Origin of the sequence: Streptomyces griseoloalbus, from assembly GCA_014650015.1 — a bacterium.
GTDB lineage: Bacteria > Actinomycetota > Actinomycetes > Streptomycetales > Streptomycetaceae > Streptomyces > Streptomyces griseoloalbus.
Genome location: BMUD01000004.1, coordinates 321,241 through 334,434 on the forward strand (window position 1 = coordinate 321,241; position 13,194 = coordinate 334,434).

General features: G+C 75.5%; 2 protein-coding genes and 1 pseudogene. 1 reads left to right on the forward strand and 2 read right to left on the reverse strand.

Going from position 1 to position 13,194, the window contains the following annotated elements; all coding sequences use genetic code 11:
- Positions 1-83: 83 nt before the first annotated feature.
- Entirely contained in the window at positions 84-6,785 is a 6,702-nt protein-coding gene (locus IE178_RS08620) for a type I polyketide synthase (protein ID WP_193511824.1), read from the reverse strand.
- A 49-nt stretch (positions 6,786-6,834) separates the two neighbouring features.
- Positions 6,835-12,492: pseudogene (locus IE178_RS35795) on the reverse strand (type I polyketide synthase); the annotation flags it as partial.
- A 303-nt stretch (positions 12,493-12,795) separates the two neighbouring features.
- Here IE178_RS35795 and IE178_RS08645 point away from each other — a divergent pair.
- On the forward strand, positions 12,796-13,173 hold the full coding sequence (locus IE178_RS08645) for a YybH family protein (RefSeq protein WP_184762572.1): 378 nt from the start codon (positions 12,796-12,798) through the stop codon (positions 13,171-13,173).
- The last annotated feature ends 21 nt before the right edge of the window (positions 13,174-13,194 follow it).

Genomic DNA, 13,194 nt, shown 5'->3' on the forward strand with positions numbered 1-13,194 from the left:
CGGCGCCGCCTCCACCTGCCGGTGGGCACAACACAGCGGCCGGCGCCACGGGGGCGCCGGCCGCTGCAGTCGTCTCGTACGGGTCAGGGAGCCGGGAAGTGACCCGTGTCGACGAAGTACCGCACGTACGTGGCGAAGAGCTCTTCGTCGATGGCCGGGCAGACGATGCCGCTGCCGGCCAGGGCTGCCTCGGTCTCGGTGGTGTCCATGGGCGGATAGAACCGGTCGGTGTCGCCGGTCATCATCTCGAAGGCGTGCAGCAGCGGCAGGATCGCGTTTCCGCGGTCCCCCTCGACCCGCGCGCGCCAGTCGTCCCAGTCCGTCTCCTCCAGGGTGTAGCCGAGCGCCCGCAACCGGCGCACGCACTCGCGCAGGCTGACCGCGCTGGAGTTGAACAGGTGGAAGGTGCCGCCCGCGGACTTCGGCCTGCGCGACACCCGCAGGATCGCGGCGCTCACGTAGTCCACCGGCAGCAGATGGAAGCGTCCGCCGACGTCCGCGGGCACCGCGCCCGCCTGGAGCAGGCCCTTCATGCTCAGCCACACGAAGTCGCTGGTCTGGCAGGCCCCGTTGACCTGGTCGCCGGAGACGACGTCCACCCGGTACACGGACACCGGCAGGCCGCGCGCGACCGCCTGGGCGGCGAGCTGCTCCGCCACCCACTTGCTCTGCAGGTAGCCGCTGGGCAGCCGCTCGGCGGGACCGGTCGGATCGGTCACCCGCAGCGCCCGTCCGTCCGGGGCCGCGTCGGCGAACACACCGACGGTCGACACATAATGGACGGGTACGCTGCGCCGCCGCGCGGCCAGCCGCAGCACCTCCTCGGTGCCGCGTACGTTGGCCGCCCGCAGCGTCTCGTACGGGTGCAGCCAGTGCACCTGGGCGCCGTTGTGGTACACCACGTCGACCGTCGCGGCCAGCGTGTCGTAGTCGTCCTCCGACAGGCCCAGCCGGGGCTGCGCAAGGTCACCGACCACGACGGCGAGGCGGTCCGGCGCCATGTCGTCCCACACGCCGTACCGCTCCAGGTTCCGCCGCAGCCGCTCCCACGCGGTGCGCTCGTCGGCGGCTCGCACCAGGCAGTGCACGGTGGCCCGGGTGGTGCGCATCAGGTCGCGCAGCAGGAACGCGCCGAGGAACCCGGTCGCCCCGGTCAGTAGCACCTGCCCCGGGTCGGTCACGCACCGGACCACCTCCGGGGCCGGGCGCACGTCCTCGGCGAGGACCGCCTCGGCCGCGAAGTCCGGCGTGCGCGGCCCTTCCTGCCTCTCGGCCCCGTCCGCCGTCAGGGCGGTGCGCAGATGGGCGGCGAGCGCGGCCGGGGTGGGGTGGTCGAAGACCAGGGTGGCGGGCAGCCTCACACCGGCCAGCGCACCGATCCGGTTGCGCAGCTCCACCGCGGTCAGCGAGTCGAACCCCAGCTGCTGGAAGAGCCGTTCCGCCTCGACACCCTCGGTGCCGGTGTGCCCGAGTACGGCCGCGACCTCCGCCTTGACGACCTCGGTGACGAGCCGCAGCTGCTCCTCGGGCGCGAGGCCCGCCAGCCGGGCCCCGAGCGGTTCGGCGGCCGGTGTGTCCTGGGCGGGGCGACGGCGAACGGTGCGCACCAGCTCGCGGAACAGGGGCGGGACGTCCGTCTGGTCGCGCAGTGCCTGTGCCCGTGCGACCGGCGCCGATGTGGCCCGTGCCGGTACGGTGTGTTCGCGTCCCGCCTGTTCGCGTGCGGCGGCCAGATCCAGCGGCGAAGCCACCAGGGTCGGCCGGCCGAGGCCGAGGGCCGCGTCGAGAACGGCGGGGCCGGCCGCCTCGGTCACCGGGCGGAACCCGCTGCGGGCGATGCGCCGCAGGTCGGTCTCGCTCAGACCGCCGGACATCCCGCCCTCCTGCTCCCACAGGCCCCACGCCACCGAGGTGGCGGGACGCCCCTGGGCGGCGCGCAGTTCGGCGAGGCCGTCCAGGAAGGAGTTGGCGGCCGCGTAAGTGGACTGGCCGGGGCCGCCGACGACGCCCGCGACCGAGGAGAACAGCACGAACGCGGCCAGGTCGGCGTCGGCGGTCAGCTCGTGCAGGTGCCACGCGGCGTCGGCCTTCGGCCGCAGCACGTTCGCCAGCCGCTGCCGGGTCTGGGCCCCGACCAGCCCGTCGTCACGGACGCCGGCCAGATGGATCACGCCGGTCAGCGGGTGTTCCCGCGGGATCCCGGCGAGCAGTGCCGCCGTCTCGTCCCGGTCGGCGACATCGCAGGCTGCGATGGTGACCTGGGCGCCCAGTTCCTTCAGCTCGGCGACCAGCTCACCCGCTCCGGGCGCCTGTTCACCGCGGCGGCTGACGAGCAGCAGCTCCTGCACACCGTGCCGGCGGACCAGGTGCCGGGCGAACAGCGCGCCCAGCGCGCCGGTGCCGCCGGTGACCAGCACCGTGCCCGTGCCGAACCGGGGCGGGGCGGCTACCGGGGGGACCGGGACGGGCCGCAGCCGGGGCGCGTACACCTGTCCCGCCCGCACGGCGGCCTGCGGCTCGCCGCAGGCCCACACCGCGTGCAGCACGGCGTCCGGTTCGTCGGTGTCGCCGGCGTCGACCAGGAGGATCCGGCCCGGCGCCTCCGACTGCGCGGACCGCAGCAGACCCCACACCGCGGCGACACCGGGGTCGCAGGTGTCGTCGGGCCGTACCCGGATCGCGTTCCGGGTCACGACGACCAGCGGGATCTCCGCCAGCCGCTCCTCGGCGAGGTACCGCTGCACCGCCTCCAGCGCCTCGCCCGTCGTGCGGTGCACGGCCGCCATGTCATCGGTGCGCGGCGGCATGTGCCACAGCAGCAGCGCGTCCAGGGGTGTCGCGGCGAGCGCGTCCGCCGCCTGCCCGGCGTCGGCGAACCTCGGCGCCCGGACCTCGTCGGGCGCCCCGCCGAGCAGCGCCCACCGCACCGGCCGGGGGGACGGCGCCCCGGTCAGGGCGGTCCAGTCGAGGCCGAAGAGGCTGTCGGCGGGGCGGGCCGCCGCCTGCACGATCTCGTCCGGGGCGGGCGCCCGCGTCGTGAGGGAGCCGACCTCGCCGACCGGCAGCCCGGCCCGGTCGGCCAGCGCGAGCGCGGTCGCCCGGTCGCCGTCCAGGGTGAGCCGCACCCGTACGCCCGCGGCGCCGCGGGCGAGGAACCGCACGTCCCGCCAGCGGGTGACGGCCTGCGGTACGGCCTCCTCGGTGCCCCGCGCGACGGCGTGCCCGACGTGCACGGCGGCGTCCAGCAGCGCCGGGTGCAGGACGTACCGCCCGGCCTCGGCCGCCGCCGGGGCGGGCAGTTCCAGATCGGCGAAGACCTCGTCCCCCCGCCGCCACGCTGCCGCGACCCGCCAGCCGCCGTCCTGTCCCGGCAGCGCGGGGAGGAGGGCGGTGGGCAGGGGCTGGGCGCCGGTGGGGGGCCATGGGGTGGGGGCGGTGTGCCGGGCGGGGCTGGTGTCCGTGGGGGTGATGTGCGGCGCGGGGCCGGTCTCCGGTGCCTGGCGGGTGTCTTGCGTGGGGGCGGTGCGCGGCTCGGGGGCGGTGTGCGGCTCGGGGGCGGGGTGCGGCGCCCAGCGATCGCTGCCCAGGAGGCCCCGGGCGTAGCGGGTCCACGGCACCTCGGTGTCGTCGGGCCGGGCGTGCACGGTCACCTCGCGGCCGTCGGGGCGTGCGGGGCCGACCCGGACCTGGAGTTGCAGGCCGGCGCCGTCCGGGAGCACCAGCGGCGCCTCCGTCTCCAGCTCGTGCAGGACGGTGCAGCCCAGCTCGTCCCCGGCGCGGACCGCCAGCTCCAGGAGCACCGACGACGGCAGCACCGCCCGGCCGGCCACGGTGTGCCGCGCGGGCAACGGCCGGGTGCGCGGCGAGAGCCGGCCGGTGAACAGCACCTCGTCGGTGCCGGCCGGGTGCACCGCGGCGCCGAGCAGCGGATGCTCGCCAGGGCGCAGGCCCAGATCGACGGCGTCCTGACCGCCCTGGTCCTGTGGCGCCACCCAGTAGCGCTCGCGCTGGAAGGCGTACGTCGGCAGGGCCACGCGCCGTGCGCCGGTGCCGGCGAAGAACGCCGCCCAGTCCACCGCCACGCCCCGGTTGTGGAGCCGGGCCAGGCCCGCCGTCAGGGTGTCCGCCTCGGCGTGTCCGGCGCGGAGCAGGGGCACCGCGGTCAGGCCGTCTTCGGTCTGCGCGGCCAGCGGAGCGAGCACCGCGTCCGGGCCGATCTCGACGACGGTGGCGGCGCCCTGCGTCCGCAGCGCGCGCACCGCGTCGGCGTACCGGACGGTGCCGCGCAGTTGCGCCGTCCAGTAGGCGGCGCCGCGCAGGTCGTCGTCGCGGGCGGGCTCGCCGGTGAGGGTGGAGACCACGGGGATGCGGGGCGCGTGGTAGGTCAGGCCGGCCGCGGCCCGCCGGAAGTCGTCCAGGACGGCGTCCATGTGCGGGGAGTGGAAGGCGTGGCTGACCTCCAGGGAGCGGGTGCGCCGGCCGCGTGCTTCCAGTACGGCCCGTACCTCGGCCGCCGCGTCCGCGTCCCCGGCGATCACGACGGACGACGGCGCGTTGACGGCGGCGAGCACCAGGTCCGCGCGTTCGGCGAGGAGTTCGGCGACCTCCGCCTCGTCGGCCTGCACCGCGACCATGGCGCCGCCGCGCGGGGCGGACTGCATCAGCCGGGCCCGGGCCGCCACCAGCGTCGCCGCGTCCGCCAGGTCGAGGACGCCCGCGACATGGGCGACGGCCAGCTCGCCGACCGAGTGCCCGGCGAGCAGTGCGGGCCGCACTCCGAAGGACTCCAGCAGCCGGTACAGGGCCACTTCGACCGCGAAGAGGGAGGGTTGGGCGCGGACCGTCTCCGACAGGCCCCGGCCGGTGCGGATCACCGTGGCCACCGGCTCGTCGAGGTGCGTGTCGAGGGCGGCGGCCACCTCGTCGAAGGCCACCGCGAACGCGGGGAAGGTCTTGTACAACTCGCGGCCCATGTCGACCCGTTGCGCGCCCTGACCCGTGAACACATAGGCGGTCGAGCCGTGGTGGCGGGTGTCCTGCCAGACGCGCGGGTCCCGCTCACCGGCGGCCAGCGCGGTCAGTCCCGCCACCAGGTCCGCGCGACCGGAGCCGACGATCGCGGCGCGGTGGTCGTGGGCGGTGCGGGTGGTGGCGAGGGAATGGGCGATGTCGAGGGCGCGGGGCGGGCGGGCGTCGAGGTCTGCGTCCGGGCGGGTGTCCGCGGCCGGGTGCGGGTCGCCGTCGCGGTCTGCGTCCGGGGGGTTCTCGAGGTGGCTGAGGAGGCGTTGGGCCTGGGCGCGCAGTGCGGTCGCGGACTTGGCGGACAGCAGCCAGGGCAGGACCGGCAGCGGGCGGGCGGCGGGCGCCGGGGAGTCGGGCTCCTCGGCCGTGTCGGTGGCGGGCGCCTCCTCCAGGATGACGTGCGCGTTCGTCCCGCTCACCCCGAACGCGGACACGGCCGCGCGACGCGGGCGCCCGGCGTCGGGCCAGTCCCGCGGCTCGGTCAGCAGCCGTACGGCGCCGGAGCTCCAGTCGACCATCGGGGTGGGCCGGTCGACGTGCAGGGTGCGGGGCAGGACACCGTGCCGCATCGCCTCCACCATCTTGATCACACCGCCCACGCCCGCAGCGGCGACCGTGTGCCCGATGTTGGACTTGAGCGAGCCGAGGTAGAGGGGGTTCCCGGCGGGCCGCTGCCGGCCGTAGGTGTTGAGCAGGGCCTCGGCCTCGATCGGGTCACCGAGACGCGTACCGGTGCCGTGCGCCTCGACCGCGTCCACATCGGCCGGTTCGAGGCCCGCGTCGGCCAGTGCCTGCCGGATGACACGCTCCTGCGCCGGGCCGTTCGGCGCCGTCAGACCATTGCTCGCCCCGTCCTGGTTGACCGCGGAACCACGCAGGACGGCCAGCACCGGATGGTTGTTGCGCCGGGCGTCGGAGAGACGCTCCAGGACGAGGACGCCGACACCCTCCGACCACGACGTACCGTCGGCCGCCGCGGCGAACGACTTGATCCGACCGTCCGGCGCCAGCCCCCGCAACCGGGAGAAGTCGACGAACCCGCTCGGGGTCGCCGTCACCGTGGCCCCGCCGGCGAGGGCAAGGGTGCACTCGCCCGCGCGCAGGGACCGCGCCGCCAGATGCAGGGCGACCAGGGACGACGAGCAGGCGGTGTCCACCGACACGGCCGGGCCCTCGAACCCGAACGTGTAGGCCACCCGCCCCGACGCCACGCTGGACAGCCGGCCGGTGAGCAGATGGCCCTCCAGGTCGCGCGGGCCGTCCAGACCGAGGTAGCTCTGCTCGATCACACCGGCGAAGACACCGGTCGCACTGCCCCGGAGGGTCGCCGAGTCGAGGCCCGCGTCCTCCAACGCCTCCCAGGCCGTCTCCAGCAGCAGCCGCTGCTGCGGGTCCATGGCCTGCGCCTCACGGGGTGAGATGCCGAAGAAGGGGGCGTCGAACAGGGCTGCGTCGTGCAGGAATCCACCCTCCCTGGTGTACGTGGTGCCGGGCCGGTCGGGGTCGGGGTCGTAGAGCCGGTCCAGGTCCCAGCCCCGGTCGGTGGGGAACGGCGAGATGCCGTCGGCCCCGTCGGCGACCAGCCGCCACAGGTCGGCCGGTGAGGCGACGCCTCCGGGGAAGCGGCAGGCCATCCCGACGATCGCGACGGGTTCGCTTTCGCCCGCCTCCAGTTCGGCGATGCGCTGCCGGGCCTTGTGCAGGTCGGCGGTGACCCACCTGAGGTAGTCGACGAGCTTCTCTTCGTTTGACTCGTAGGCCATGCGTGATCGATTCTCCTCGGCACATGTGGGGGTGGGCTCGGGAAGGCGGTCAGTGCGCGGACCGGCCGAGTGTGGAGTCGATGAAGGCAAAGAGCTCGTCGGCCGAGGCCGCGCCGACGTCCACGCCGCCGGACGGGGCGTTCACGGGGGCGTCCACGGCGTTGTTCGTCGGGGCGTTCACCGCGTTGTTCGGCGAGATGGGCTCGGGGCCGTGCAGGGTGGCCGCTAGGGCCCGCAGCCGTTCGGCGATCTCCGCGCGCCGAGCCGCCTCCGCGGGCGGTGCGGCCAGCAGGGCCTCCAGCCGGTCCAGGCCGTCCCGGAGTTCGTGTGCGGGGGCGCCGCCGTCCGCCGGGGCCAGCCGCTCGTGCAGCAGGGCGGCGAGCGCGGCCGGCGTCGGATGGTCGAAGACGGCGGTGGCGGGGAGCGGGGTGCCCGCGGCGGCGCTGAGCCGGTTGCGCAGCTCGACCGCGGTCACCGAGTCGAACCCGAGCTCCTGGAACGGCCGTTCCGGTGCGATCGTGTCCGCGGACGTGTGTCCGAGGACCGCGGCGACCCCGGCGCGGACCAGCTCCAGCGTCCGGCGCTCCCGCTCCGCCTCCGGCAGTCCGGCGAGCTGTTCGGCCAGCGGGGCGACGGTGTCCGACGCGGCCTGCGCCCGTGGCCGCAGACGTGTGGTCGCGGTCAGGGCGGCCAGCAGGTGGGGCGGGCGCGGCGGGGTACCGGCGCGCCCGGTGGGAGTGCTCGACGGGGCGTCGGCCTCGCCGGTCGGAGTGCTCGACGGCGCGTCGGCGCCGACCGGGTCCCCGGCACCGGCCGGCGACTCCGTATCTGTCATGTTCCTGACATCGATCGCTTCTTCGGCACCTGCCGGGGCCGGCGCCACGGCGATCGGGGCCGGGGTGTCCGCGACCATGGCGCGGTCGAACAGGGCCCACCCGTCCACGGCCCTCAGCGGCCGGAACCCCGCGGGCACGGACTCGGCCGGCTCCCGGTCCCCTTCCCCGTCGTCGCTCTGCCACGGGCCCCACGCGAGGGCGGTCGCCGGCCGGCCCTCGGCCCTGCGCCGCCGGGCCAGACCGTCCGCGAAGGCCGCGGCCGCGGCGGCTCCGGCCCTCCCCGCCCCGCCGAGCAGCCCGACGGCATCCGAGCAGACGACGAACGCCGCGAGGTCCGCGTCCCGCGTGGCCCGGTGCAGCGCCCACGCACCGTCGGCGCCCGCGCGCAGCGCCTCCTGCCAGGCGGGTGAGCCCTCGGGGTGCGTGTCGGCGGCGCGGGTGCCCTCCGCGTGCACGACACCGGTCAGCGGGTGCGCGGCCGGGAGGGACGCCAGCAGGCCGGTGACCGCGGCCGGGTCGGTCACATCGCACACGGCCACCGTCACCTCGGCCCCCTGGGCGCCGAGTTCGGCCGCCAGCGCGGCCGTCGCCTCGGCCCGCCGCGCGTCCGGCGCGGTGAGCAGCAGGCGGCCGACCCCCTGCCGGGCGACCAGGTGCCGGGCGAGTCCGGCGCCGAGCCGCTCGGCGGCTCCGGTGAGCAGCACCGTGCCCGCCGGGTCCCAGGCCGGTGCCGCGGGCGGCTCGGCGCCGGCCGGCAGGCGCCGCAGCCGCGGCGTCAGGACCGTACCCGCGCGGACCGCGGCCTCGGGCTCGCCGAGGGCCCACAGGGCGGAGAGGGACCCGGCGGAGATGTCGCCGTCGGTGTCGACCAGCATGAGCCGTCCGGGCGCCTCGGCCTGCACCGACCGCACCAGAGCCCACAGCGCGGCCCGCTCCGGTTCCGGGGCCTCCGCCGCCGACACGGCCACCGCACCGCGGGTGAGCACGGTCAACGGCCGCCCGGCGGACCGTTCGTCGGCCAGCCAGGCCCGCACCGTCTCCAGCAGGCGCGCGGCGTGTGCCGCCAGGTGTGCCGGTTCCGGCGCCGGGCAGGGCAGGACCACGGCGTCCGTGTCCGCACCGCCGGACAGCGCCGCGTCGACGTCCGGGTACGGCCCGGAAAGGCCCGCGGCCGCGACGGCCGCCGCCCCGTCGTCCGCACCGGAGCGCAGCACGCTCCAACGCGTCGGCGACGCGTCGGCCCCTGCGCCCGCTACGGCGTCGGCAACCGCGGGGGCCCCGGCCCCACCGGTGTGGGCCGACGTCCACTCCACGTCCAGCAGCAGTCCGCCGCCGGCACCGTGCGCGACGCGGAACTCGTCCGCCGGAACGTCTCGGAAGCCGACCGAGTCCACCGTGGCGACGAGCCGCCCGGCGGGATCGGTGAGCCGTACGGACACCGTGCCCGGCTCCCGCTCGGTGACGCGGGCGTGTACGACGGTGGCGCCGGCGGCGTGCAGCCGTACGCCGCGCCACACGACCGGGACCGGTACGTGGTCCGGGACGGGCCGGTGCGCGAGGGAGCTCAGGGCCGCGTCGAGGAGGGTGGGATGGATGCCGTACCGCTCGGCATCGTCGGCCTGTTCGCCGGGCAGCCGGATCAGCGTCCCGCCGGACGGGCCCGCCACGGGGTCCCCGGATGCGGCCGGGCGGTCCGGCGCGAGGCTGCCCTCGGCGTGCAGGCCCCAGGGGGCGTCGTCCCGCCCGGCGTGCGCCGCGACCACCGGCCGGGAGTGCACGGTCAGGTCGCGCCCGCCGTCCTGCCGCAGCCGGCCCGCCCGGACCTGGATCTCCACCGTGCCGTCGGCCGGCAGCACCAGCGGCGCCCGCAGACGCAGCACGTCGATGCCCGGGCAGCCGGTCTCGTCGGCGACGCGCAGGGCGAGTTCGACGAGCGCGGAGGCGGCGACGACGTCCGTGCCGAGCACGCTGTGCCGCAGCGGTGAGGGAACCGTGCGCGCGGAGATCCGCCGCGTGAACAGCACCTCCCCGAGCCCGGCGACGGCGGTGGCCGGTCCCAGCAGCGGATGCCCTGCGGCCGGCGCGCCCACGCTGTCGGTGACCGGCTCCAGCCAGTGGCGCTCCTGGTCGAAGGCGTACGTCGGCAGGTCCACCGTCCGGGCCCCGGTGCCGTCGAACAGGGCGGCCCAGTTCACCGCGGCGCCCCGCACGAACACCTCGGCCAGGGCCGACAGCAGCGAGGGGGCCTCGGGCCGGTCGCGGCGCAGCGCGGCCACCGTCGTCCTGCCCTCGGGTTCGCGCAGGCAGTCGGCCGCCAGAGCGGCGCAGACGTTGTCCGGGCCCACCTCCAGGAAGGCGGTGACGCCCGCCGCCTCCAGGGTGCGCACCGCGTCCGCGAAGCGGACAGTCGCTCGGATCTGCTCGACCCAGTACTCGGGCGACGACCACTGCCCCTCGGCGACGGCCGCACCGGTGACCGTGGAGACGGCGGCGACGCGCGGCTCGTGGTAGGTCAGCCCGGCGGCGATCTTCCGGAACTCGTCGAGGACACCGTCCATGTGCGGGGAGTGGAAGGCGTGGCTGACGGTCAGCCGGGTGGTCCGGTGCCCCGCCGCGCGCAACTGTCCCGCCACCTCCTCGGCGGCCTCGCTGTCACCGGCCAGGACCACGGAACGCGGTCCGTTGACAGCGGCGACGGCCAGGTGGTGCGTGTGCCCGTCGAGCAGGGCGGCGACCTGCTCCTCCGTGGCCTGTACGGCGATCATGGCGCCGCCGGGCGGGGCGCTCTGCATGAGCCGGCCCCGGGCGGCGACCAGGGCCGCGGCGTCCGCGAGGTCGAGGACGCCGGCGACATGGGCGGCGGCGAGTTCCCCGATCGAGTGGCCGGCCACGACGTCGGGTGTGGCGCCGAAAGACTCCAGCAGCCGGTACAGGGCCACCTCGACGGCGAACAGCGCGGGCTGGGTCACGGCCGTCTCGTCGAGACGGTGCCCGGTGCGCAGCGCCTCGCCGAGCGGCTGGTCCAGATGTGGGTCGAGCGCGGTGGCGACGGCGTCGAAGGCGCGGGCGTAGGCCGGGAAGGTGTCGTACAGCTCCCGGCCCATGCCGATACGCTGCGCGCCCTGCCCGGTGAACAGCCAGGCGGTCTTGCCCACTGCGGTCTCCGCCCGGGCCGTGCCGGGTGCCGTACGGCCCTCCGCCAGCGCCCTCGTGCCCGCGAGCAGACCGTCCAGGTCCGCCGCCAGCACCACGGCGCGGTGGCGGAAGACAGTGCGGGTGGTGGCGAGGGAATGGGCGATGTCGAGGGCGCGGGGCGGGTGGACGTCGAGATCTGCGTCCGGGTGCGTGGCGCGGTCCGGGTCCGGGGGGTTCTCGAGGTGGCTGAGGAGGCGTTGGGCCTGGGCGCGCAGTGCGGTCGCGGACTTGGCGGACAGCAGCCAGGGCAGGACCGGCAGCGGGCGGGCGGCGGGCGCAGGGGAGGCGGGCTCCTCGGCCGTGTCGGTGGCGGGCGCCTCCTCCAGGATGACGTGCGCGTTCGTCCCGCCGAAGCCGAAGGAGGACACGGCCGCGCGACGCGGGCGTCCGGCGTCGGGCCAGTCCCGCGGCTCGGTCAGCAGCCGTACGGCGCCGGAGCTCCAGTCGACCATCGGGGTGGGCCGGTCGACGTGCAGGGTGCGGGGCAGGACACCGTGCCGCATCGCCTCCACCATCTTGATCACACCGCCCACGCCCGCAGCGGCGACCGTGTGCCCGATGTTGGACTTGAGCGAGCCGAGGTAGAGGGGGTTCCCGGCGGGCCGCTGCCGGCCGTAGGTGTTGAGCAGGGCCTCGGCCTCGATCGGGTCACCGAGACGCGTACCGGTGCCGTGCGCCTCGACCGCGTCCACATCGGCCGGTTCGAGGCCCGCGTCGGCCAGTGCCTGCCGGATGACACGCTCCTGCGCCGGGCCGTTCGGCGCCGTCAGACCATTGCTCGCCCCGTCCTGGTTGACCGCGGAACCACGCAGGACGGCCAGCACCGGATGGTTGTTGCGCCGGGCGTCGGAGAGACGCTCCAGGACGAGGACGCCGACACCCTCCGACCACGACGTACCGTCGGCCGCCGCGGCGAACGACTTGATCCGACCGTCCGGCGCCAGCCCCCGCAACCGGGAGAACTCGGTGAACGCCACGGGCGTCGCCATCACCGTCGCCCCGCCGGCCAGGGCGAGCGTGCACTCGCCCGCGCGCAGGGACCGCGCCGCCAGATGCAGGGCGACCAGGGACGACGAGCAGGCGGTGTCCACCGACACGGCCGGGCCCTCGAACCCGAACGTGTAGGCCACCCGCCCCGAGGCGATACTGCCCGCGCTGCCGCTGAACAGGTATCCCTCGGCGTTGCGGGCCGGCAGGCCGGGCCGGGAGCCGTAGTCGTTGTACATGACGCCGGTGAACACGGCGGTGCGGCTGCCGTGCAGGCTCCGCGGGGCGATGCCCGCCCGCTCCAGCGCCTCCCACGCGGTGTGGAGCAGCAGCCGCTGCTGGGGGTCGGTGGTCAGCGCCTCCCGGGGCGACATGTCGAAGAACCCCGGGTCGAAACGGTCGGCGTCGTGCAGGAAACCTCCTTCCCTGCTGTAACTGGTTCCCAGCCGTTCCGGATCGGGGTCGTAGAGGCTGTCCAGGTCCCAGCCCCGGTTGTCCGGGAACGGGGTCACGGCGTCGACGCCGTCGGCCACCAGCCGCCACAGGTCGGCGGGCGAGGCGACACCGCCCGGGAAGCGGCACGCCATCGCGACGATCGCGATCGGCTCGCGCTGTCTGGACTCCACCTCGCGCAACCGGTCACGTGCCTCTTGGGCCTCCACGATGGCTCGCTTGAGGTAGTCGCGAAGTCTTTCCTCACCCGCCATGGTGCTCAGCTCCCCGGTGTGAAGTATGTGCTTCCGATGCGCGCAGGCCCAGGCGGCTTCCGCCCTTCCCGCCTTCCGCTTTTCCAGCAGCCAACTCCGGCGATTTCGCTCCGGTTATCCAATCGTGCGCCGATCACCTTTCGGTAATCCGAAGGAAATGCCGCGACCTGCGGCCGACAGTTACTTGTCAGTGGGTGGCCGGTTGTCCGGCTGTCGTTACCCTCCCGGCGGGAGCCATGAAATTCACGATGCCTTGCCACTGCGCGAGAGAAGGAAACGACGAACATGGCGCAACTCACCCACGATGTCGAGAAGCACACCGCCCTCTACGTGGAGGCGTTCAACGCCGGTGACGTGGACGCGGTGAACGCGATGTACACACAGGACGCGGTCGCGGTCTGGGAGCCAGGTGTGCCGCTGGCGGGTCAGGCCCGCATCGACTCCGTCCGTGACTTCCTGTCCCGTGGGCCGCGGATGACGGCGGTGCCGCGACAGTCGTTCGTCACGGACGACACCGCCCTGCTGGTCGTCGACTGGACCATCGACACCACCGACGAGGAGGGCAACCCCGAGCACCTGGAGGGCGTCGGCCTCGACGTGCTGTGCCGGGGCGCGGACGGCAACTGGCGGTACGCCATCGACGACCCGTACGGCGAGAAGTGAACCGCACGGCCCGGCCCACCG

Excerpts from the sequence above, each read along its gene's own strand:
- IE178_RS08620 (WP_193511824.1), bottom strand. The coding sequence starts at position 6,785 with ATGGCCTACGAGTCAAACGAAGAGAAGCTCGTCGACTACCTCAGGTGG.
- IE178_RS08645 (WP_184762572.1), top strand. The coding sequence starts at position 12,796 with ATGGCGCAACTCACCCACGATGTCGAGAAGCACACCGCCCTCTACGTG.